Raw genomic sequence first — 21,405 nt, 5'->3', positions numbered from 1 at the left:
CCATACTTAATCATCCCTGATCAGCCATAAACCCGCCTCAGGCGCGCCCAATCACCTGCAGATTCATGCGACAGCCTCGTTCCTGCACAATTACGAGGTCAACAACTACAGCGTCAACGTCACAGCGAGCCGCGAAGCCAGCTCGGGCGTCGCTGAGTGGTTCGACGGGCAGGTCGGATCGGACGGCACCATGATCGGTGCGGGCGTCAACCAGGGAACGACATCCCCCGGCGAGCTGAATTTCGCGTTCTGCGGCGAGCTGGCCGCGCACGGCGGCACGCTGTCGGGCAGCATGCCGCTGTGCCTGGGCCAAGGGTCGAACCACGACGACGGCGAATCCAACAACTGGTGGGTCGGCGGAACGGGCTGGCAGGCGCCGCACGTGGACTCCGACGCCGCCGTCGAGATGCTCGCCGCCGCGATTCCCGGGGCGGATCCGGAGATGTTCCTCGGCACCGAAGTGCGGATGATGATCCATCCCGAGCACGCGACGGCCGTCTTCGTGCTCAGTGGCACAGCGGCTCTCGGCGCCGCGGTCGACGGATTCGGCTTCGTGGTCGGGCTCGGTTGACCACGATTCACCGGAGCACGTGACGCGAAGGCCACGCCATCCTCTCCCGTGTGCCGCGCGGATGCGGCCGTGCTCAGAGACCGACCAGCTCGGCGCTGCGGTCCCAGAGGGCGCGCGCGAGCGCCGGATCCTCCGCGTCACGATGCGGCCGGGCGAGGCGATTGTTCACGTAGTACCCGCCGCGCTCCCAGTCGAAGCCGGGCTTTCCCATCGCCATCCACGTCAGCTTCGACCCTCCGACGTCCGTGCCGTCGAGGATGCGGTTGAACAGGTCGTTCTGATAGAGCATCCGCCACGGACCCCGCGCGGCAGCCGCGAAGCCGGTCGCCACCGCGCCCGGGTGGAACGACACCGCCGACACTCCCGCCTCCCCGAACCGACGATGCAGCTCCTTCGTGAACAGCACGTTCGCGAGCTTGCTGTTGCCGTACGCGCGCCCCGCCGAGTAGCGCCGGCGCGCCTGCAGATCGTCGATCGCGAACCGAGAGAAGCGCTGGGCCTGGCTCGATGTCTGGATCACCGACGCCTGTGAGGTGCGAAGCCGCTCCACGAGCAGATTCGTGAGCAGGAACGGCGCGAGATGGTTCACCTGGAAGGTGAGCTCGTATCCGTCCCGGGTCTCCGTGCGCTCGCCGAACACGCCTCCGGCGTTGTTGGCCAGCACGTCGATGCGCGGATACTGCTGCAGGAGCGTCTCCGCCAGATCACGCACCTGCGCCAGATCGGCGAAGTCCGCGACGTGCGACGGCACATCCAGCCGCTTCGCGACGGCCGCGGTCTTGTCGGGATCGCGGCCGACCACGATCACCTGCTCCCCCGCCTCGTGAAGCTGGCGCGCCGATGCCGCGCCGATTCCGTCGCTCGCCCCGGTGATGATGATCGTGCGTGTCATGATTCTCCGCTCGTTCTCGACTCGCGGCCATGCTTCGCGAGCGCGGCGACGGTGGCAAGGCCTCCCTCCCGGCCCCAGCGATGCGCTATGGCGCGGTGCCGCCGACGGACACCGCGCCATGGCGACGGTCAGGAACCTGTCTGCTCGCGACGAGCGCGGCGGAGGGAGGCGACGACGAGGGCGCCTCCGAGAGCCAGCAGTCCGAGCGCACCCGCCAGCGCACCCGTCATGCTCGGGGCTCCGGTCTGCGCGATCTCGCCGGAGGGCGATCCCGAGACCCCACCTTCCGCTTCCTCGTCGGTGCCGTCGCCGCTCGAACCGTCGGTGTCGCCGCCGGTTGCGTCTGCGTCGGAACCGCCCGACCCGCCGTCGGATCCGCCCGAGTCGCCGTCACCCGTATCCGTTGCAACGAGCGTGAAGGCGTCGAGGTAGCCCCAGTCACCGTCATCCCCGAGACCGCGGACGCCCACCGTGACCGTCGCGGCCTCGTCGAGCACGATCTGAAGCGTGGGTCGGTCCCACGTCGGCCAGCCGCTCAGGGTGAACGCCTGCGTCTGCTCCACACCGCCGACGCTCGCGACGAGGTCGATCTGAGCCGGATCGCCCACGTCGCTGCCACCCATCGCCGCGGCGGACAGCTCGTAGGTGCCCGCAGGCAGGTCGACATCCTGGAGCGCGGTGAACGCGTACGGCTGCCCGTCGACGTAGTAGTTCAAGGCGTATTCACCCTCATCGCCGTCGGAACCCGCCGACGCGGTGACCCAGAAGGAGCCCTCGTCTTCCGGCCAGGGGTCCGCTTCGATCGTCCACGGCGTGACGTCGTCGATACCCTTCTCGAACCCGCCGTTGGCGATCTCGTTGCGCGCCGTCACGACGATCTCGGCCCGAGCCGTCCAGCCGTTCTCGGTGACACCGGTCACGGTGTACGTGCCGGGACCGGCGATCGCGTCCAGTCCGTCGTTCCAGGTCACCGCCTCGGTGGTTGTCGAATCGTCGTAGGCGACCACGGTGACCTCGTCGGGAAGGTCGATCGGCTCGCCGTCCACGACGGTCAGTTCGACGGTGCGCACGGTCGGATCGGGGATGCTTCCGTCTCCGGCTTCGAGGTCGTCGATGGCCGTGCGCAGGGCCGCGGCCGCAGCATCCACGGATGCCTGGCTCGGCGACGACGCGTCGAGGATCACCTCGGCGCGGGTCATGGCCCGGTCGAAGGCCAGCAGCGAGGCCGCCGTCCACCCGTCGCGGTCGATGGCCGCGCCCTCCGTGTACACCGCCTCCAGAGCTGACGTGTCGGCTTCGACCACGGGGGTCACCTCGACGAGCTCGAACTCGTCGATCGTGCCCCAAGCGCCGTCCTTGAGGGAGAACGTCGCGGAGACCGTGACGCTCTGCCCCTCGGCGACCGTGACGATCGGCGTGCGCGGGTTCTGCCACCCCTCGTAGCCGCTCAGCGTGAACGGCGCCGACGCGCTCTCGATGCCCGAAGCCAGCGAGATCGAGGTCGCCTCGCCGGCGACCGCGGCGCGTCCCTGCGCCTGCGCCGAGAGGCGGTAATCGCCGGCGGAGACACCGGTGATCTCCTGAGAGATCGTGAACGAGAAGTCGCCGCCGGCGCGATACCAGTGCGTCGAACGCGTACCCGCGAACGGGTCGTCGGTCGCGCTGATCGTGTAGCCCGTGCCCGTTCCCGTCCACGGAGCGACGCCGTCTTCGAACCCGGGGTTCGCGAGGAGATTCTGCCCGTCGGCGTCGCCGTCGAGAACGGTCACCGTCAGCGTCGACTCGAGGCCCGCATCCGTCGTTCCCGGCACCTCGTAGGTGCCCGCGCCGACGAACCAGGACTCGTGCCCCTGCCAGGTCACATCCTGCTGCTCCGTCGTGCCGTCGGTGTACGACACCGCGACCGTCTCGGGGAGCGACCACGACTGGCCATCGACGACAGTGATCTCCGGCGAGGCGACGGTATCGACATCGCGCGGGCCGACGGTGCCGTAGCGCACGTAGTCCCATACCCGCAGCGACTCCAGCGGTCGACCCTCGAAGTCGAACATCGCCTGGTTGTCCCAGCCGGACCCGCCGTAGTTCGCCGCCGCGTCGGCGCTGTAGTCGGCGGCGTGAGACGAGGCCCAGCCCGATCCGAATTCCTCCCACAGCAGCCGGTTCTGCTCGATCTCCTCCGGCGGACCGACGGGGAGCCACGCCGGCTCCCAATAGAAGACGCCGAGACCGGCATCCCCGACCTTCGCGACCGCTTCGATGACATCGCGCACCGCGAGAGCCTGGCCCTGCACCGACGTGGAGTACTGGTCGTACGCGGTGCGGATGTTGTTGGGGTACCCGTCGCCGTCTTCGAGCGTGTACGCCCACGAGGTCTCGGCGACGATCACGTCCTTGCCATAGGTCTCGGCGACACCGGCCAGCTGGCTCGTGAGGTTCTCCAGCGTTCCGTGCCAGTACGCGTAGTAAGACGACGCGAACACGTCGTAGTCGATGGGCTGCACGCCCTCGGTGGCCGGATCGGTGTCGTACGTGGCGAGACTGTCCGCGAGGGAGCCGTAGTTGCCGCGCTCGGGGTTGGTGAAGTGGATCGCGATCTTCACGTCGTCGCCGAGCGCATCCCGCACACCCCGCGAAGCGGCGTCGAAGAGCTGCCCGGATTCCGGCCACGCCGTCTCGGCGAGCAGCAGACCGGAATTCTCGTTCCCGATCTGAACCATCCCGACATCGACGCCGGCGTCGTCCATGCGGCTGAGGGTGTCGACGGTGTAGTCGTACATCGCGTCGGCGCGCTCGGCGGTCGTCATGCCCTCCCACGCCTTGGGCAGCGGCTGCTGCCCGGGATGTGCCCAGAAGTCGGAGTAATGGAAGTCGACGAACACGCGCATCCCGGCAGCGGTCGAACGCAGCCCGATCTCGGTCGCGCGCTCGGCGTCGACGGTGCCGCCGCCGTAGCCGTTGCCGTCGGCGTCGTAGGGGTCGTTCCAGACGCGGATGCGGGAGTAGTTCACGCCCGCATCCGCGAAGACGTCGAACACGTCGGCCTCTTCGCCGTCGAAGTCCCGGAAGGTCACCCCCGACTCCTCGAGCGACAGGATCGACGAGGCGTCCACCCCGTTCATGAAGTCCGCGCTCAGGCCCTCGACCACCGGGACCGTGATCCCGGCTTCGACCGGCTCGTCCGCCGCCGCGGTGGCCGCGGTGGCGAAGGCGCTCACCGTTCCCGCTATCGCCGCCGCCGCGACCAGGCGTGCTCGCTGACGTGTGACCATGAAGGTTCCTCTCGATCGTCGTTGATCCGGCAAGCCGCGCAGCGCGCGGGTCAGGTCGATGGCGGCATCTCGGCTCCCGGCGTGACCGGCGCCGTCGACACGTGACTGTGAGCGGTCACAGGATTGGGGGCACGAATGCCTGTGAGCGGTCACAGTCAAACACACGCGATGCGCGATGCCAAGGGTGAATTCGGGATGCGCGACCAGAAGCGTGCTCGTGCTCGGCATCGTCTGTCTGCAGGTGTGCGCCGTCTGCATCCTGATCCTTCTCACACGGGTACGTCGCGGATCGGTCTTCCGCCCCTCGTCGTTCCGCTACGTGGACGCGATCGCGTGGTCCGTCTTCGCGGCGGCGCTCGTCAGCGCTGCCGTCGCCGCGCTGCTCGCCCCCGGCGGCATCGCGCCCGGCGTCGTCGCTCTCATCTGCGGCGTCGCGCTCGTGCTCGGCGGTGTCGCCTCATCGTCGTGATCATGAAAGCCCTGCTCCGGCAGGCGACGCAGCAGGAGGTCGATCTCGGAGTGCTCCGCGCCCAGCTCGACGAGGTCGTCTGATGCCGATCGTCATCGACATCGACGTCATGCTCGCGCGCCGCAAGATGGCCGTCGGCGTGCTCGCCGAACGCGTCGGCATCACGCCGGCGAACCTGGCTGTGCTGAAGAACGGACGAGCCAAGGCGGTGCGCTTCTCCACCCTCGACGCCCTGTGCGATGTCTTGGAGTGTCAACCGGGTGACCTGCTGCAGTGGGTCCCGCCCGAGCAGGCGGCATCACCGGCAGAGACGTCGTCGGCCGATGCAGCCGCTCCCGTCAGCCTTTGAGGTATACCGTCGCGGTCTCGGTGAAGAAGTCCCGTGCGGCGGCACTGTTGAAACACATGAAGGCCCCGGGATCCGCACGCCGTGACGCGGGATTCCGGGGCCTCCTCGAGGTGACAACGGTTGTGGAGATGGGGGGAATCGAACCCCCGTCCATCGCTGGGTCGCTGCGGCTTCTCCGGGCGCAGTCTGTGCAGACGTTCTGCTCGGCCCCGACCTTTGTCACAGACACCTAAGTCGACGGGCCCAGCCTGGAAAGAGTCCCGCGTGACGTCCAGACGCCGTCACGCAGCAAGATCCCTAGATGACGCCAGTACCCGTGACGGGATCACGCACGGACTGACGGACTATCGGGCTCGCTTACGCAGCGAGGGCGAAGTCAGACTGCTTCTTATCGGCAGTTATTGGTTTGCAGGGGGCGTTCACGAGATAACCCTGCATCCTCGGCCCGCTTCACGCAGTTACGCAGACGATGTCGAAACCGATCATCCCCGTGCGTTCCTTCGTGCGAAGGACCGTTGTCACACTGTGGAGTTGCCAAGCTCGGATCCGATGGAATCCGAGCACATCAGAATACAACGGATGCGCGGCATCCGCCATTCCCGCACGTCACACCGATTCGAGCTCGCCGCGCACGATCGAGTCGCCCGAATGCGTGGGATCACCGTCGAGAGGCTCCTCGGAGATGTCCACGAGCACGTACTCGTCGATATCGACGTCGTCAGGAATCGCGAAGGTGCCTTCCGATCCCTCTAGCACACCGAGGCTCACGATCGCCGACGCGTCGGCGGTGATCAGCCACACCTCGCGGTAGGCGTCGGTGCCGGCGGCATCCGCGTCGAGTTCGACCGTGATCCGACGCTCACCATCCGGGTCCTCGACGACGACCGCGGTGCCGGCAGCACCAGGGTGACCCGGGAACGCGTCGAGAGCGGCCGCGGCAAGCTCCGTGGGCGCCGGGCGGAGGATCGAGGTGACCCCGACCACGACCAGAACGGCGGCCACCGACGCGGCCAGCGCGAAGACGACCTTCGTCCAGCGTCGCGTTCCCCGCTTCGGTTCGGGCGTCTCGTCTGAATCCGACGCCGCCGGGCCGTCGACGATGTCCGCCGCGGGCGCCACATCGATCGTGGCGCTGTCGGTGTCGACGTCGGGCGCCGAGGCGGCCGCCATTCCGACCTCGGCGGCGATGCGCTCCCACACGCGAGCCGGCGGCGCCTCGAGGTCGCCGACGGTGAGCGTCGAGCGTCCCACCAGCACGGCACGGCTGAGCTCGGTGAACTCCGTCGCGCACAGGCTGCACTCCTGCAGATGAGCCGACTCATCGGGATCGGCGTCTTCGCCCAGCGCGATCAGCGCCAGCCTCTCGGCATCAAGATGCGACATGACTCACCTCCAGTCGTTCTCGCAGTCGCTTCAGACTTCGCCTGATATGGCTCTTCACGGTACCCAACGGCATGTCCAGCCGATGGGAGATCTGGTCGTGCGTGAGGTCGTCGTAGAACGCCAGCCTCACGACTTTCTGCGCGTCCGGTTCCAGTCGGTCCAGTTCGTCCGCCAGCAGGAGCCTGTCGGCCAGGTCGATCTCCGACCCCACCAGGCTGTCGGGATCGGTGTAGTGCTGCATCTCCTCCTGGAGCCGCCTCACCCGCGCTCGCGCCTCATGCGTGTCGGCGATCCGCCGCCGGCAGATCGTCACCAGCCATGTCGACAGCTTCGCCTTGTCGGGGTCGTATCTCTCCCGCGATGTCCAGGCCGAGACGAAGGTCTTCTGGGTGACATCCTCCGCATCGCCTCGATCACCGAGCGAGCGCAGCGCGAGGGTGAAGACGACCGCCGACCAGCGGCGGTAGACCTCTTCGAGCGCGCGGTCCTCACCTCTGCGGAACCGCTCGCACAGGTCGCGTTCGTCGGGATCCACAACGCCACCCCCTGCCTCTCGGGTCACCACCTCGATCGTCTCAGGCGGGTGCGGCGATCGCCACCACATTGTCCTGGTACCGGCCGGTGGCGGAGTCGAACGCCCCGCCGCAGGTGATGAGCACCAGTGTTCCCTCTCCCTCCCGCGAGAACAGCTCGTTGACGGGCAGCTCCGCCTTCGGGTAGTAGGTGACGCTCTCGAGAACGTACGGATGCACGACTCCGTCGGCGTCCGCGACTTCGATCCGCTCCCCTGCGCCGAGGTCGCGAAGGCGACTGAACGGCCCGATCGGGTAGCCGGGGGCATCCACATGCGCCGAGATGACCGTGTTGCCGGTCTCACTCGTCGGATCGGACCCCCACCGGTACCAGCCGGCGATCGCGGGATCCTCGGGCAGCTCCATGAACCCACCCTCCTCGACGCCGACGTCGACCACGGGCACGTCGACCCCGATCGACGCGATGCTGACCGATGTCGGAGGAACCGCGCGCCGCGGCGGCGAGGGGGTCGCCGCCGCGACCGGCACGTCGACCGACGCCGTCGGTGCGGGTGCCGCCGAAGTGCGGACAGGTGCCGGTGTCACCGTGGGGGATTCGGTGACCGACTCCTGTCCGCACCCGGTCAGGGCAAGAACGATCGCGAGGGGGGCGAGGCCCGTCGCGATCGCCTTGCGGATCATGCGGGTTCTCAGCGCTCGGCCCGCTTGCGCGAGACGACCACGGCCGACGTGGCGATCGCCGCAGCGACACCGAAGGCGCCGACGATCAGCAGGGTCTGCATCATCGCGTCGCGCTCGGCCAGCTGGCCGCCGGAGCCGGACGGAACACCGTCGGGAGCCGAGTGGAGCCCGTCGATCGTCTGCACGGCGAGGTCGAGGTTGTCGTCCTCGAGGCTGCCCCACGCGTAGACGATGGTGAGCACACCTTCTTCGACGGCGACGTCGGCCGGTCCGATCACCGGGTCGGTGGTGCCGGTCGCAGCGACGGATGCCTCGATCGTTCCCGCGGCGAGATCGAGGGTCGCCTCCTCGGGGTTCGCGAGGTTCTCGATCACCGGGGTGCCTCCCGCGAGCACATCCACAGCGGGCGCCGCGGCGTCGTGGCGTACTGTCAGTCGGCCTTCTCCCGGTGCTGTCTCGGAGATGTCGTTCACATACGGGGTGACCGTCGGCTCGCCGCCCTCGGTGAGGTGGGCCACCGCGGTGTAGCTCGTGTTGGCTTCGAGGGTGACGCTGACGGGACCGAGGATGGGGTCGCTCGCGTCGGCCGCATCGGTCGCCGTCAGAGCGACTTCGTAATCGCCCGCGGCGAGGTCGAGCGGGCCGGCGAGGTCGCCGGGCTGGAAGTCGTCGAGGGTCAGTTCGCCATTGACGTAGACGTCGACGGGGGTGTCGGGGATGCCATGGAGCACCGACAGGTCAGCGGTGGTGTCCGAGATGGCGTACGCGGGGGCTGCCAGACCGAAAGCGGCGATCGCTCCGGCGGTGATACCCGCTGCGAGGGTCTTACGCACGATAGTCCTCCTTGGAATCACGGGCGGCTGGGCACCGCCTCATGCCTATGTGTTCCGGGAGGGTGTGCGATTCGGATGCAGGTGGCGGAGATTTCGCTCGCCGCCGGCGTAGCGGAGGCGATTATCTGGTTGCGGGAAGCGACGGGGCCTCATCCGACGTCGTGCCGGCGACCATCGGGGCGATCACGGTCGCCGACGCGACGGCGGCGAGGCCGGCGACGACCGCGACCGCGACGGTGGCAACCAGCATCTTCAGCGCGGAGGTCTTCATCGCGGGTCACGTTATCGTGACCGTCGGCACGCGTCCACCTTCGCCGCCAACCTGTAACCCGCCCGTGAGGGGCGACCCGTCAGCCCGAGCGGGTCACTCGCCGAGGCGGTTGCGGGTGCGCATGGCCCGCTCGGCCTCGCGCTTGTCCTGACGTTCGCGCAGCGTCTGACGTTTGTCGTACTCCGCCTTACCCTTGGCGATCGCGATCTCCACCTTCGCGCGGCCGTCGCTGAAGTACAGACGCAGCGGCACGAGGGTGTAGCCGCCGGCCGACGCCGCGTGGCCGAGACGCTCGATCTCGTCCTTGTGCAGCAGCAGCTTGCGGGTGCGCTTGGCGGAGTGGTTCGTCCAGTGGCCCTGCGAATACTGCGGGATGTTCACCGCGTCCAAGAACGCCTCGCCCTTGTCGATGAAGGCATAGCCGTCGGTGAGATTCGCGCGCCCCTCGCGCAGCGACTTCACCTCGGTGCCCATGAGCACCAGACCCGCTTCGTAGGTCTTCTCGATGGTGTAGTCGTGGCGGGCGCGACGGTTGGTCGCGACGACCTTCTCTCCGCGTTCCCGGACCATGATGACTCCTCGTATGACGGATGCCGCTCGAGACGGCAGCCCATCAGTCTAGCAAGCGTCTCACGCCGTGCTCGGGCGCGGTCAGGCGCGCAGCCAGCGCCGGATCGCGAAGCTCGCCGACAGGGCCGCGAGCACGGCGCCGATCACGATGAGAACGGGCACCACCAGCAGGGCATCGCCGACGTCGACCCACGTCGTGACGAACTCCACGCGCCCGCGCAGGTAGTCCTCGACGCCGAAGTGCACTCCGGCGAGCACGGCGCCGCTGGCGAGCACGGAACCCAGCAACGCCGCGAAGACGCCCTCCAACACGAACGGCGTCTGGATGAACCGGTTCGACGCGCCCACCAGGCGCATGATGCCGAGCTCTCGTCGTCGGGCATACGCCGACAGCCGGATGGTCGTCGCGATCAGCAGCACCGCGGCGACGAGCATGAGCACCGCGATGCCGACCGCGATGTAGGTCGCGACGGTCAGCGCGGAGAAGAGGGGGTCGAGGTACTGCAGCTGATCGGCGACCTCTTCGACGCCGTCCATCCCGGCGAAGGCCTCGATCAGCACGTCGGACTGACGCTGGTCGACGAGGTTGATCCAGAACGTCTGGTTCATCTGCTCGGGCGAGATGATGTTCGCGTAGTCCTCGCCGAGCAGCTCCAAGGCGTTCGCGTACGCCTCATCCTGGTCCTCGAAGCGCACATCGCGGATCAGAGGCGCCAGCGCGGGACCGTCAAGGGTCTCCTCCACCTGCGCGACCTGGTCCTCCGTCGCGACGCCGTCGGCACAGGTGGCCGTCTGCTGCGAGACCGATGTGCACATGTACACCGCGACCTGGGCGCGATCGACCCAATAATCGCGCATCGTTCCGATCTGCATCTGCATGAGCATCGCCGCGCCGACGAAGGTCAGTGAGACGAAGGTGACCAGCACCACGGACACGACCATCGAGGCGTTGCGGCGCAGCCCGCCGAGAGCCTCGGCGAGGACCAGACGGAATCTCACGAGGTCGGCCCCACTTCGTCCTGATCGCCCTTGCCGAGACCGAGGCGGTCGGCGACACCCAGCTCCTCCACCTCGACCTCGGCGATGTCGATGACCGGCACCGGCTGCGTGCGGTGCCGGCGTTCCTCGGATCCAGGGTCGGCCTCCGATGCGGCTGCCGGCGTCTCGGCAACGGGCGCGACGCCGGTCGTCTGCGGTTCGGGAACGGATGCGGCAGGGCGCGCCGGGGCGACGGCCGGCGTCACCGGCTCGGCCGCAGAAGCGGGCTCGGGCGCCGGCGCGGCAGCGGGAGCCACCGGTGTCGAGGGATCCGCAGCGGCGGGGGTCGCGCGGCGGGCGATGGAGGCCGCCGCCTCACGCTGCACCTCGAGGACCTCGGTGAGCGCCGCCACCGCGGCCGCGCCGCGCACCGGCTCGGGCGCGAGGGTCGGCAGGCCCGACGTGTCGCCGTAGCCGCCGTGACTGTCGTCCCGAACCATCGCACCGTTCTTCAACTCGATCACGCGGCGCTGCATCTGGTCGACGAAGTTCGCTTCGTGCGTGGCCATGACCACCGTCGTCCCTCCGGCGTTGATGCGGGCCAGCAGCCGCATGATGTCGATCGAGGTGCCGGGGTCGAGGTTTCCGGTCGGTTCGTCCGCGAGCAGCACCTGCGGACGATTCACCAGGGCGCGAGCGATGGCCACGCGCTGCTGCTCTCCTCCCGAGAGCTCGTGCGGCATCCGCTTCTCCTTGCCGGCCAGGCCCACCAGGGCGAGCACCTCCGGCACCGCCTGCTGGATGAAGGCGCGGGAGGAGCCGATCACCTGCAGGGTGAAGGCGACGTTCTGGAAGACGGTCTTGCCCGGAAGCAGGCGGAAGTCCTGGAACACGGCGCCGACGTGACGGCGGAAGTAGGGAACCTTGCGACTGGACAGCGTGCGCAGGTCACGTCCGAGCACGACGACGCGACCGTCGCTCGGCACCTCCTCGCGCAGGATGAGGCGCAGACACGACGACTTCCCCGATCCCGACGCGCCGACGAGGAAGACGAACTCGCCGCGGAGCACCTCGAAGTCGACGTTGTCGAGCGCGGGGCTCTTGGTGCCGCGATAGCGCTTGGTGACGTTCTCGAACCGGATCATGGCGAGACGAGCCTAGGCGAGCGCATCCGTCACACCCTCAGCGACACCCTGGCTCGCCCGTCACATAACGAATGAACAGGAACGGGGTCACGATCACCGGCCATCACCCCGGATGTGGATTCGAGGCCGCACCGTCGAGCCAGAGCGTGTCGACCGCGTCGCGGTGCGAACCGTCTGTGCCGACGTGCTTCGCATCGATGCGCTCGCCCTTCGTGATCACATGCACGAGCGCCATGCCGTGTCCGCGGCCGAGGCCGTACTCGTCCTTCAGCCAGGCGAGGATCGGGGCCGCCTTGGTCTCCGGTCCGAAGCCCCTCTCGGTCGCCCTCACGATGAACTCTCGCGGCGTGACACCGGTCTTGGCCTCGATGTTGTCGAGATACGCCTGGAACGACATGGTGACTCCTCCGATGCGGTCATGCGAAGGCTAGCGGATACCGCCGAAGCGGCCGAGATATCAGTCGTCGTCGTCTTTGCGCTTGCGCCACCGGATTCCCGCGGCGATGAAGCCGTCGAGGTCGCCGTCGAACACCGTCGCGGGGTTCCCGACCTCGTGACCGGTGCGAAGGTCTTTCACGAGCTGCTGGCCGTAGAGGAAGTAGGAGCGCATCTGATCGCCCCAGCTGGCGGTGATGGTGCCCGCGAGCTCCTTCTTCTTCGCCGCTTCCTCCTCCTTCTGCAGCAGCATCAGGCGGGTCTGCAGCACCCGCATCGCCGCAGCGCGGTTCTGGATCTGCGACTTCTCGTTCTGCATCGAGACCACGATGCCGGTCGGGAGGTGGGTCAGCCGCACCGCCGAGTCGGTCGTGTTGACCGACTGACCGCCGGGCCCCGAGGAGCGGAACACGTCGACGCGGATGTCGTTCTCGGGGATGTCGACCTCCTGCGCCTCCTCCATCACCGGAATGACCTCGACGGCGGCGAAGCTCGTCTGCCGCTTGTCGGCGGCACCGAAGGGGCTGATGCGGGCGAGCCGGTGCGTTCCCGCCTCGACGGACAGCGTTCCGTAGGCGTAGGGGGCGTCGATCTCGAACGTCGCAGACTTGATCCCGGCGCCTTCGGCGTAGGAGGTGTCCATGACCTTGGTGGAGTAGCCGTGGCGCTCCGCCCAGCGCAGATACATGCGCAGCAGCATCTCCGCGAAGTCCGTCGCGTCGTCGCCGCCGGCACCGGATCGGATGGTGACGACCGCGGCGCGTTCGTCGTACTCGCCGTCCAGCAGCGTCTGAACTTCGAGCTGGTTGACGACGTCTTCGAGTTCAGCGAGCTCGTGACGTGCCTCCTCGGCGGAATCCTCGTCGTCCATCTCGACAGCGAGCTCCACGAGAACCTCGAGGTCGTCGATGCGCTTCTCGACCTCGGTGACGCGCTTGAGCTCGTGCTGACGGTGGCTGAGAGCGCTGGTGACCTTCTGCGCGTTCTCCACATCGTCCCAGAGATCGGGAGCGGCGGCGGCGTCGCTGAGCCGGGCGATCTCCTTCTCGAGCGCGTCGACATCGACGACGGCCTTGATATCGGAGAAGGTCGAGCGCAGGGCCTGGATGTCGGCGGACATATCGAGTTCAAGCATGACGCTCCAGCCTACCGCCGTCGGGCCCGCGGCCGCTGATCCGCGCTCGTGGGACCGCTCCCCCGAGGGCGCGCCCGTGGCGCGGTATCGTCGGGAGCACCATGGCCGAATCCGCGGGACGCATCCTCACGCGCTTCGCGCCGATGATCTACGGCCCCACCCTGCTGTTCGCCCTCGGCGAGGGGGCGGTGATCCCGCTCATCCCCGTCATCGCCGCCGAACTCGGCGCGAACGTCGCGGTGAGCGCGCTCGTGGCCTCGTCACTCGTCATCGGCCAACTGGCCGGCAACATCCCCGCCGGCTACGCCGTCGCGCGATTCGGAGAACGGATCACGATGGCCGCTGCGGGGCTCATCGGACTCACGGGAGTCGTGGCGATGGCCCTGGCCCCGGTACTGCCGGTCTTCGCCGCATCCGTCTTCGTCATCGGACTCTGCGCCGCCGCCTTCGGCCTCGCCCGCCACTCGTTCATGACCACACGGGTGCCGCTGTCGTTCCGGGCACGCGCGCTGTCGCTGCTGGGCGGGACATTCCGTCTCGGCATGTTCGTCGGTCCGTTCATCGCCGCGAGCCTGCTGGCTGTCTTCGGGGACGAGCATGCCGCCATCTGGTTCTTCGGCGCGTGCCTGATCGCGACCATCCTGCTGGTGCTGTTCGGCCCCGATCCCGAGACCGCAGTGCCCGAGCGCGGTCGCCCGCGGGTGAGGACCGACGAAGACGGCGACCGCGAGGACACCGGCGAACCCGTCTCCGGGACCATCCCGGTCGGCGGGCGACAGGGGGTGTTCGCGACGATGTGGCGCTACCGCGTCGTGCTGTCGCGGCTCGGACTCGCGGCGGCGTCCCTCTCCGCCGTGCGATCGGCCCGGCAAGTCGTGCTGCCGCTGTGGGGCGTGTCGATCGGGCTCGACGCGCAGACCATCGCCCTCGTCGTCGGCATCTCCGGCGCGATCGACTTCGCCCTGTTCTACGCCAGCGGTCAGGTGATGGACCGTTTCGGGCGTCTGTGGGCGGCGCTTCCGTCGATGGTGCTGATGGGCGCCGGTTTCGCCGCTCTCGCGGTCACCCACGACGGCGCGCAGTCCGCGATGTGGTTCGCGATGTTCGCCGCCGTGCTCGGTGTCGGCAACGGGCTGTCCAGCGGCATCCTGCTCACGCTCGGTGCCGATGTCGCTCCCCCGACGGATCCCGCCCCGTTCCTCGGGTCGTGGCGCACGCTCACCGACGCCGGCGGCGCGGCCTGCCCTCTGCTCGTCTCGGCGGTCACCGCAGCGGCATCCCTCCCGGTCGCCGTCGGCGTCGTCGGCCTGATCGCATTCGCCGGAGCCGGCGCCTTCGTGCGGTGGGTGCCGCGATTCGTGCCGAGGTCGCGATGAGCTCCGACGTGCCGTCCAGCACGGGCGCGTCCTCACACAGCACCGTGCACTTCTGCCGCAGCCGCCATCGCGGGCGACGATGCACCCGGCCGCTGGATCACCCCGGTCTGCACCGGCACCGCGCGATCCTGTGGGCCGGTGCCGCGGCAGACCCCCTCCGCTGTGCCGGGTCCGGCGCACAGGGCCGGGCCGCCACGCCTCTGGCCGACGGATGGCCCCACGGCCGTGCCCTCTGCCCGGTCTGCCTCCGGTTCGTCTCACTCGTGAACGACACCCTCGCCGCGCACGACACCTCCGATCCGGCCGAACCGGCATCCGAGGCCCTCCGCCGACGTGACTGGTTCAACACCATCGGCTGGTGAGCGCGGATCCTGACGCCCCGCCGTGCCGCCATCCCGGCTCCCGCCGTTCCAACTCCCGCCATCTCGCCGCCTCGGCTCCCGCCGCCGTACCGGACCACTCCGCTGTGTCTGCCGCCACCGCCGTGCCACAACTCAGGCTGGCCACCGGATCGGGCCGCGCACCAGAGGCGTGTCGGCAGCTCGCGCCGCTTCCAGCCTGAGTTGATGCACAACAGCGGCGCGAGCGAGTTATCAGCGCCTTGACAGGCAAGCTAGCACTTGCCTATTGTGATCGGCGTGGCCGACATCTATGCGGCGATCGCGGACCCGACGCGCCGGCTCCTCCTCGACGAACTCGCGCGTGCCGATGGGCAGAGCCTGTTCGAACTGTGCAGCCGGCTCACCATGACTCATGGCGTGAACTCGAGCCGTCAGGCGATCTCGCAGCACCTGGCGGTGCTCGAATCCGCCGGGCTGGTGAGTTCCGCGAGGGTCGGGCGCACCAAGATCCACCACCTCCACACCGAGCCGTTCCGTGAGATCACGGAACGGTGGCCGATACCAGCGAAGGATTGACATGAGCATCCGCATCAACCTCACCAGCGTGTTCGTCGACGACCAGTCGAAGGCCCTCGCCTTCTACACGGGTGTGCTCGGTTTCGTCGCGAAGAACGACATCCCCCTCGGCGAGCACCGGTGGCTCACCGTCGTGAGCCCGGATGATCCGTCGGGGCCCGAGCTTCTGCTCGAGCCTGACGCACACCCGGCTGCGCGCACGTACAGCGCGGCGCTCGTGGCCGACGGGATCCCGGCCGCTTCGTTCACCGTCGACGACGTCAGGGAGAGCCACACGGCGCTGTCGGGGCGAGGGGTGACGTTCACGCAGGCGCCGGTGGCGATGGGGCCGGTCGTCACCGCCGTGCTCGACGACACGTGCGGAAACCTCATCCAGCTCACAAGTCCCGCCTGACCGCAGCCTCGCCTGACCGCACACGGCGCACGCCGCCACACCCACGCCGGCCCGTCATCGACTCGCTTGTCAGCGGAGCACGGTGCGACTGGTCGCTGTCGACTCCAGACGCACTCCGTCCGGGACGAACAGGGTCACGACGGGTGGATGCCAGACACCGGCGACAGTGACTCGCGAGGATACCCCGTCGGGTGAGCCCGCCGACACGATCGCCGCGTCGGAGCCGAGCGCCCCGAGGAACGTGGACGCCTGCTCAGCGACCGCAGCATCGGTCAGCCGCGCGGTCGGCTCGCCCCCGACGGTGGTGAAGACGAACCCGTCGGCGCCCGCGAGTGCGGCACCGTCGGCGAGCGCGTCCACGCGCTTCTGCGCGAGGTAGAGGCTCGTCGCGTCGACGCACACGAGCACCAAGACGAGGGCGAGGACGACGTAGCCGAGGGTGAGCGGCAGGATGCTGCCCTCCTCGCCCGCGGCTGCGCGGCGCCATCGAGCCGACCCTCCCCCACGAGGCTTCGTGACCTCACACGATGCGCGACTCATCCCGCACTCCACGTTCGCGACACCTTCTGCGCGGAGGTGGCCTCGACCGGCACGCTGGCGAGGCGATCCAGCCCAAGCACATCGGGAACGAGCGGAAGCGCGACGGTCGCCGACACGGTGACCACCACCAGGGCGCCGGCTTGCGGACAGTCACCGGCCGGGCGACATCCGACCTCGACGCGCACCGCGGCCGGATCGATGCCGTACTCGTCGACGACCGATGCCAGCACCCGCTCGACCCGACCGGCCGCGGCGCCGGCATCCTCGGCCGTCGAGATCGCTCGCGCGATATGACGCGCAGCGGCCTCGGTGCCGAGCGACTGATGCTGAACGAGCGACAACGTGATCACCAGGTAGATCAGCGGCACGAGCATCAGCAGACCGACCACGATGAACTCCAGCGCCGCCGAGCCGGCATCGTCCGCGACGACACGCGTCGCCCTCGCGTGCAGCCACCTGAGAGCCGTTGCGGGCGTCGCCGTGGACCGCGGCTCAGTCGAAGCTCTCCAGGGGCGCATGCGCGGTCACCTCCATCCCGTGGGGCAGGCCGAACAGACCCGCCAGCGGCAGCGTCGCGCGCACGGTCACCGCAACCGCCGGGTGTCCGAGATGGGAGGTCTGCGTGACATCGACGTCGGCGGCGTACTCCGCCCCGACCGTTCGCGAGACGATCTCACGCGTGCGCGCAGCGCCCTCGCCCAGCGTCGTATCGGCGAGCGCCGCGCGGTGCGCGCCCTCGGCGGCGGCGTCGTGGACGACGTTGCGCACGTACAGTCCGACGCCGAGTTGCAGCACGGCCAGCGTGAGGGCGGTCAGGAGCACGCCGACGAGCACGAACTCGACCGGCGCCGAACCCGTGTCATCCGCGAGGGCGGCCGCGATGCGCCTGCGGAGCCTCGTCACCGGGTCAGAGACCCGACACGCGGTTGATCGCCTGCTCGAACAGACCGGCCAGCGCCGGACCCGCGAGCGCCCAGATCACCACGACGAGCCCGGCCGTCATGAGCGTGATCAGCACCCAGCCGGGCACGTCACCGGTCTCGTCCTCCAGGGCGTCGGCAATGCGCGTACGCACGGCGACCTCGAAGCGGCTCCAGATTCGCAACATCCGATTCTCCTTCTGTGTCATCCGACCCCCAGCCGCAGCATGAGGATCCCGGGGAAGACCGCGAACAGAACGCTCAGCGGCAGGATCATGAAGACGAGGGGCACCAACATCGCGATCTCCTTGCGTCCCGCACTCTCGATGAGCGCGCGCTTGGCGTCTTCGCGGGCGTCGGCGGCCTGAGCGTGGAGCACGTCGGCGAGCGGCGCACCACGGTCGATGGCCGCGACGATCTGATCGACGCTGCGTGTGAGCGCGGGAAGCTCGAGCCGATGCGCCATCGCCGCGAGGGAATCCGCCAGCGACGACCCCGTGCCCACCTCCACCACCGCGGTCCGGATCTCGGCCGTCAGCTCGCCGGCGCCCACCGACGACACGCGACGCAGCGAGTCGAGCATCCCTTCGCCCGCCGAGAGGCACAGCGCGAGGAACTCCAAGACCGTCGGCACTTCTTCGCTGATGCGCGACAGTCGGGCGGACGCCGCCCGCGACAGCCACACGTCGCACCCGAAGTAGGCGATCGCCCCACCGACGACCGGCAGCAGAAGGGATGCGGCTCCCCCGCGTCCGAGCAGAACGAGCGCCACCGCGAACACACCGCCGGCCGCGAAGCCGGCGAGGGCACCGCCGAGCTGCCTCGCCCGGAACGTGGTGACGTCGACGCGCCACCCCGCCTGCCGCAGGCGCCGCTCGATCGCCTCCGACGAGCCCACCACGCGACCGAGCGCGTCCGCGAGGCGTCGTCCGATCGTGCCGGCGTCCCACGCGGGAAGGCCGCCCCCGTCGACGACGACACCGCGCGGGTCCACGACGTCGCGCACGTACGGGGCGATCCGGCGCGACAGGCTCGGCGCCCCGATGCGCGGAGCCCGCGCGAGCACGAAGCATGCGCCGAGCCCGAAGGCCGTGCCCAGCACGATCGCAAGCGCCAGTTCCGTCACGCCCGTCACGCGAACCACCGCCGCGGCTCGGGAAGACGGCCCAGCCGGATCATGACCCGGTAGGCCACGACGGACATGACCGCACCGACGACGATGAGCACCACGCCCTCCGGGCTGCCGTACGCCTGCGCGCCCTCGGGCCGCAGCGCGAGAAGACCGAGGATGACCCACGGCGCCGTCACACCGAGGACGGCGGCACCGCGCACCCACGACTGACGCGCCTCGACCTCCGCCCGCAGGGCGGCGTCAGCGCGCACCGATGACGACAGCGCCCGCAGGACCGTCGTGAGCTCCGTCCCTCCCACCTGACGCGCCATGCGGAGCGTCTCGATGATGCGGTCGGCGACGGGATCTCCGAGGTTCTGCTTCAGGTGAGCGGCGGCGGAGTCGAAGTGGCCGGAGGCGGCGATGTCGCGCGCGAAGACGGCGAAAGCCGGGCGCAGCGATGCCGGCGCTGAGTCCGCGAGCGCCGCGACCGCGTCCGGAAGCGACATCCCCGCCCGCACCGACGCGATCAGCAGATCGCACACATCGGGCCAGAGACCGCGACGAGTGCGGCGCAACCGCGTGCGCCGCGACCGCAGCCAGGCGACGGGAGCGAAGGCGGCGGCGACGCCGGCCACCACGGCGAGCGCGGCGACCTGGGTGATCAGCCACGCGAGTGCACCCGCGACCAGGGCGCACAGCCCGCCGACGGCGACGACGCTCGTGGCCGCCACCCGCGCGAGGCCCGCTCCTTCGAGCAACGAGGACACGCCCCCGGTCACCGCCGCCGGCGGCTTCGGTCGCTCCGGCCAGACCCAGGGGGAGATCGCCAGCAGGATGCCGGCTGCCAGGGTCGCACCCCAGATCCAGGTCACGGCGACACACCCTCAGCGCGATACAGCGTCTTCGCCGCGATGCCGCCGCCGTCCACGCCGGTGGGGGCGACGATCTCCACCACGCGACGCCGGCCGTCAGGCTCTCGACGGCAGTGCGCCACGAGGTGCACCGACGAGGCCACGGCCGGCTGGATGAATCCGGCGTCGATGTTGCGACCGGCCAAGAGCGGGAGGGCGGCCAGCTTGGTCAGCGCCTCGCGTGCCGAGTTCGCGTGAATGGTCGCGGCGCCGGGCACGCCCGTGTTCAGCGCCAACACGAGATCCAGCGCCTCCGCGTCGCGCACTTCGCCGACCACGAGGCGATCCGGCCGCATGCGGAGCGCCTCCTTCACAAGGCGTCGCAGGCTCACCTCACCGCTGCCCTCCAAGCTCGGCTGCCGGCCCTGCAGCGACACGATGTCGGGGGCTTCGACCGCCAGCTCGAACGTCTCCTCCACGGTCACCACGCGCGTCTCCTGCGTGCAGGCGGCGATGATCGCTCCGAGGAGCGTCGTCTTGCCCGCGTGGGTCGCACCCGACACGACGATGCTCCGACCGGTGCGGACCCCGTCGAACAGGATCTCCGCCGCCTCCGGGGCGAGCGACCCCGTCCGCACGAGCTCCCGCAGGTCGCGCAGGCTGGGAGAGAACTTCCGGATGTTCACCGCCCAGTGACGACGCGTGATGTCGGGGATGACGACGTGCAGCCGGGAGCCGTCCGGAAGCGACGCGTCCACGAACGGCTGCGAGAGATCGACCCGGCGACCGGTCGAGTGCAGCATCCGCTCGACAAGATCGCGCACGGCGACGTCGGTGAGGGTGAGCGGCACCCGTTCGGCCACGCCCGCGCGAGCCACGAAGATGCGGTCCGGCGCGTTGATCCACAGCTCCTCCACACTCGGATCGTCGAGGTAGACCTGGAGCGCGCCGAACCCCGACACCGTCGCGAGCACCTGCCGCACACACGCAGCCTCGTCATCGACCGGGCGAAGCCCGCGGGCGAGAGCGAAGTCGTTGTGGCGTCGCACCTCGGAGCGGGCGATCTGCGCCGCCCGGTCCGGTTCACGCGATGGGTCGGCGGCCTCGCGCCGCAACCGCTCGCGCACACGCTCGGCCACCGACACGGCAGGATCGGCGGTCAGGGTCACCCGGGAATCCTCGCAAGTCCGGGCGCGGCGCCGTGTTCGTTATCCACAGGTGCGCCATGCGAGCGGGCGCGCGAGAATGAAGACGATTGCGAAAGGATCACCATGGGAACCGCCACGAAGAACCTCTCCCCCGTCTCGAAGCTCGGCCTCGGCGTCGTCGGCGTCGTGCAGGTCGCGTTCGCCTTCCTCGCCTTCTGGGACCTCGCGCACCGCGATCACCGCGACGTCGTCGGGTCGAAGCCGATGTGGGTACCGGTGATCCTCGTCAACTGGATCGGTCCGGCCGCCTACTTCCTCGTCGGCATCCGGCGCTGAACCCGGGGGAAACCCCCACAGAAGACGTTCACCGCGGTCAGTAGACTTGACCCACTTCGCGGGAGTGGTGAAATCGGCAGACACGCAGGATTTAGGTTCCTGTGCCCTCGGGCGTGTGGGTTCAAGTCCCACCTTCCGCACGCGATGACCTCGCACGCCCTGACCGAAGCCGTTCCGACGCTGGGACTTCCTTGGATCTCCGACCCGCAGCACTGATCCCCTTCCTCGACCCTGCCGCGATCATCGACGCAGCCGGTCCCTGGGCGCTCCTCGTGGTGTGCGGGATCGTGTTCGC

26 protein-coding genes, 1 tRNA gene and 1 other RNA gene are annotated in these 21,405 nt (G+C 69.3%); 8 read left to right on the top strand and 20 right to left on the bottom strand.

Annotation, left to right across the window (positions count from 1 at the left end):
* Nucleotides 1-190: 190 nt before the first annotated feature.
* Nucleotides 191-571, top strand: coding sequence for a hypothetical protein (locus B3S45_RS00145; protein ID WP_286716697.1), 381 nt, complete (start codon nucleotides 191-193; stop codon nucleotides 569-571).
* A 73-nt stretch (nucleotides 572-644) separates the two neighbouring features.
* Here B3S45_RS00145 and B3S45_RS00140 read toward each other — a convergent pair whose 3' ends face one another.
* Nucleotides 645-1,463 (bottom strand): SDR family NAD(P)-dependent oxidoreductase, encoded by an 819-nt coding sequence (locus B3S45_RS00140; protein WP_071043026.1) that lies wholly within the window; start codon nucleotides 1,461-1,463, stop codon nucleotides 645-647.
* 128 nt (nucleotides 1,464-1,591) lie between these two features.
* Nucleotides 1,592-4,732, bottom strand: coding sequence for a glycosyl hydrolase 53 family protein (locus tag B3S45_RS00135; protein ID WP_286716695.1), 3,141 nt, complete (start codon nucleotides 4,730-4,732; stop codon nucleotides 1,592-1,594).
* Nucleotides 4,733-4,949: 217 nt separating this feature from the next.
* Between B3S45_RS00135 and B3S45_RS00130 the strand changes: the two genes are divergently transcribed.
* Both B3S45_RS00130 and B3S45_RS00125 read left to right on the top strand, forming a co-directional pair.
* The gene (locus tag B3S45_RS00130) at nucleotides 4,950-5,201 is read left to right on the top strand and encodes a DUF2975 domain-containing protein (protein ID WP_194385036.1); all 252 of its coding nucleotides are present in this window, start codon (nucleotides 4,950-4,952) and stop codon (nucleotides 5,199-5,201) included.
* Nucleotides 5,202-5,283: 82 nt separating this feature from the next.
* Nucleotides 5,284-5,550 (top strand): helix-turn-helix domain-containing protein, encoded by a 267-nt coding sequence (locus B3S45_RS00125; protein WP_194385035.1) that lies wholly within the window; start codon nucleotides 5,284-5,286, stop codon nucleotides 5,548-5,550.
* Between the two features lie 120 nt (nucleotides 5,551-5,670).
* On the opposite strand, the gene ssrA is transcribed toward B3S45_RS00125, so the two are convergent.
* From ssrA to prfB, 11 genes are all read right to left on the bottom strand, one after another.
* Nucleotides 5,671-6,040: a transfer-messenger RNA gene (gene ssrA / locus B3S45_RS00120) on the bottom strand.
* Between the two features lie 116 nt (nucleotides 6,041-6,156).
* Complete coding sequence (locus B3S45_RS00115; protein ID WP_194385018.1) at nucleotides 6,157-6,933, bottom strand: anti-sigma factor; 777 nt, start codon at nucleotides 6,931-6,933, stop codon at nucleotides 6,157-6,159.
* The gene (locus B3S45_RS00110; RefSeq protein WP_228480984.1) at nucleotides 6,920-7,495 is read right to left on the bottom strand and encodes an RNA polymerase sigma factor; all 576 of its coding nucleotides are present in this window, start codon (nucleotides 7,493-7,495) and stop codon (nucleotides 6,920-6,922) included. Before B3S45_RS00110 ends, B3S45_RS00115 begins: the two co-directional genes overlap by 14 nt.
* A 13-nt stretch (nucleotides 7,496-7,508) precedes the next feature.
* Nucleotides 7,509-8,147: a class F sortase gene (locus B3S45_RS00105; RefSeq protein WP_286716692.1), complete on the bottom strand. Its 639-nt coding sequence runs from the start codon at nucleotides 8,145-8,147 to the stop codon at nucleotides 7,509-7,511.
* 8 nt (nucleotides 8,148-8,155) lie between these two features.
* On the bottom strand, nucleotides 8,156-8,980 hold the full coding sequence (locus B3S45_RS00100; RefSeq protein WP_286716690.1) for a DUF4397 domain-containing protein: 825 nt from the start codon (nucleotides 8,978-8,980) through the stop codon (nucleotides 8,156-8,158).
* Nucleotides 8,981-9,101: 121 nt separating this feature from the next.
* A complete protein-coding gene (locus B3S45_RS00095; protein ID WP_176759355.1) occupies nucleotides 9,102-9,251 on the bottom strand; it encodes a hypothetical protein in 150 nt (49 codons plus the stop codon).
* A 93-nt stretch (nucleotides 9,252-9,344) separates the two neighbouring features.
* Complete coding sequence (smpB, locus tag B3S45_RS00090; protein WP_071043015.1) at nucleotides 9,345-9,821, bottom strand: SsrA-binding protein SmpB; 477 nt, start codon at nucleotides 9,819-9,821, stop codon at nucleotides 9,345-9,347.
* A gap of 81 nt (nucleotides 9,822-9,902) precedes the next feature.
* The gene (gene ftsX, locus B3S45_RS00085; protein ID WP_071043013.1) at nucleotides 9,903-10,820 is read right to left on the bottom strand and encodes a permease-like cell division protein FtsX; all 918 of its coding nucleotides are present in this window, start codon (nucleotides 10,818-10,820) and stop codon (nucleotides 9,903-9,905) included.
* On the bottom strand, nucleotides 10,817-11,944 hold the full coding sequence (gene ftsE / locus B3S45_RS00080; protein ID WP_286716688.1) for a cell division ATP-binding protein FtsE: 1,128 nt from the start codon (nucleotides 11,942-11,944) through the stop codon (nucleotides 10,817-10,819). The genes ftsX and ftsE overlap by 4 nt, the downstream gene beginning before the upstream one ends.
* Before the next feature lie 103 nt (nucleotides 11,945-12,047).
* Nucleotides 12,048-12,341 carry a DUF4287 domain-containing protein gene (locus B3S45_RS00075; RefSeq protein ID WP_194385015.1) on the bottom strand — a complete coding sequence of 98 codons (294 nt, stop codon included), beginning with the start codon at nucleotides 12,339-12,341 and terminating at the stop codon, nucleotides 12,048-12,050.
* Between the two features lie 60 nt (nucleotides 12,342-12,401).
* The gene (gene prfB, locus B3S45_RS00070) at nucleotides 12,402-13,514 is read right to left on the bottom strand and encodes a peptide chain release factor 2 (RefSeq protein WP_194385014.1); all 1,113 of its coding nucleotides are present in this window, start codon (nucleotides 13,512-13,514) and stop codon (nucleotides 12,402-12,404) included.
* A gap of 101 nt (nucleotides 13,515-13,615) precedes the next feature.
* Here prfB and B3S45_RS00065 point away from each other — a divergent pair, with 101 nt between their 5' ends.
* From B3S45_RS00065 to B3S45_RS00055, 3 genes are all read left to right on the top strand, one after another.
* Complete coding sequence (locus B3S45_RS00065; protein WP_194385013.1) at nucleotides 13,616-14,890, top strand: MFS transporter; 1,275 nt, start codon at nucleotides 13,616-13,618, stop codon at nucleotides 14,888-14,890.
* Between the two features lie 638 nt (nucleotides 14,891-15,528).
* Nucleotides 15,529-15,807 (top strand): ArsR/SmtB family transcription factor, encoded by a 279-nt coding sequence (locus B3S45_RS00060; protein ID WP_194385011.1) that lies wholly within the window; start codon nucleotides 15,529-15,531, stop codon nucleotides 15,805-15,807.
* Nucleotide 15,808: 1 nt separating this feature from the next.
* The gene (locus B3S45_RS00055) at nucleotides 15,809-16,201 is read left to right on the top strand and encodes a VOC family protein (RefSeq protein WP_272872950.1); all 393 of its coding nucleotides are present in this window, start codon (nucleotides 15,809-15,811) and stop codon (nucleotides 16,199-16,201) included.
* Between the two features lie 69 nt (nucleotides 16,202-16,270).
* Here the strand turns inward: B3S45_RS00055 and B3S45_RS00050 are convergent, their stop codons facing one another.
* Genes B3S45_RS00050 through B3S45_RS00020 form a run of 7 tightly spaced genes read right to left on the bottom strand, consistent with a single transcriptional unit; the run spans nucleotide 16,271 to nucleotide 20,795 of the window.
* The gene (locus B3S45_RS00050) at nucleotides 16,271-16,741 is read right to left on the bottom strand and encodes a pilus assembly protein TadG-related protein (RefSeq protein WP_194385010.1); all 471 of its coding nucleotides are present in this window, start codon (nucleotides 16,739-16,741) and stop codon (nucleotides 16,271-16,273) included.
* Nucleotides 16,738-17,259 carry a TadE/TadG family type IV pilus assembly protein gene (locus tag B3S45_RS00045; protein ID WP_194385009.1) on the bottom strand — a complete coding sequence of 174 codons (522 nt, stop codon included), beginning with the start codon at nucleotides 17,257-17,259 and terminating at the stop codon, nucleotides 16,738-16,740. Before B3S45_RS00045 ends, B3S45_RS00050 begins: the two co-directional genes overlap by 4 nt.
* Nucleotides 17,234-17,644 (bottom strand): TadE/TadG family type IV pilus assembly protein, encoded by a 411-nt coding sequence (locus B3S45_RS00040; protein ID WP_228480982.1) that lies wholly within the window; start codon nucleotides 17,642-17,644, stop codon nucleotides 17,234-17,236. The genes B3S45_RS00045 and B3S45_RS00040 overlap by 26 nt, the downstream gene beginning before the upstream one ends.
* A gap of 4 nt (nucleotides 17,645-17,648) precedes the next feature.
* Nucleotides 17,649-17,849 carry a hypothetical protein gene (locus B3S45_RS00035; protein WP_071042990.1) on the bottom strand — a complete coding sequence of 67 codons (201 nt, stop codon included), beginning with the start codon at nucleotides 17,847-17,849 and terminating at the stop codon, nucleotides 17,649-17,651.
* A 17-nt stretch (nucleotides 17,850-17,866) separates the two neighbouring features.
* On the bottom strand, nucleotides 17,867-18,787 hold the full coding sequence (locus tag B3S45_RS00030) for a type II secretion system F family protein (RefSeq protein ID WP_286716683.1): 921 nt from the start codon (nucleotides 18,785-18,787) through the stop codon (nucleotides 17,867-17,869).
* 5 nt (nucleotides 18,788-18,792) lie between these two features.
* Nucleotides 18,793-19,647: a type II secretion system F family protein gene (locus B3S45_RS00025; RefSeq protein WP_286716681.1), complete on the bottom strand. Its 855-nt coding sequence runs from the start codon at nucleotides 19,645-19,647 to the stop codon at nucleotides 18,793-18,795.
* Nucleotides 19,644-20,795 (bottom strand): CpaF family protein, encoded by a 1,152-nt coding sequence (locus tag B3S45_RS00020; protein WP_286716679.1) that lies wholly within the window; start codon nucleotides 20,793-20,795, stop codon nucleotides 19,644-19,646. The genes B3S45_RS00025 and B3S45_RS00020 overlap by 4 nt, the downstream gene beginning before the upstream one ends.
* A 102-nt stretch (nucleotides 20,796-20,897) precedes the next feature.
* On the opposite strand from B3S45_RS00020, the gene B3S45_RS00015 reads away from it, so the two are divergent.
* Both B3S45_RS00015 and B3S45_RS00010 read left to right on the top strand, forming a co-directional pair.
* The gene (locus B3S45_RS00015; RefSeq protein ID WP_071042985.1) at nucleotides 20,898-21,110 is read left to right on the top strand and encodes a PLDc N-terminal domain-containing protein; all 213 of its coding nucleotides are present in this window, start codon (nucleotides 20,898-20,900) and stop codon (nucleotides 21,108-21,110) included.
* 58 nt (nucleotides 21,111-21,168) lie between these two features.
* A tRNA-Leu gene (locus B3S45_RS00010) sits at nucleotides 21,169-21,250 on the top strand.
* Nucleotides 21,251-21,405: the final 155 nt, after the last annotated feature.

It is taken from the genome of Microbacterium sp. UBA1612 (assembly GCF_002321605.1).
Taxonomy (GTDB): Bacteria; Actinomycetota; Actinomycetes; order Actinomycetales; family Microbacteriaceae; genus Microbacterium; species Microbacterium luteum.
The sequence above is the reverse complement of the archived record's forward strand: the minus strand, read 5'-3'. Positions and strand labels throughout refer to the sequence as shown.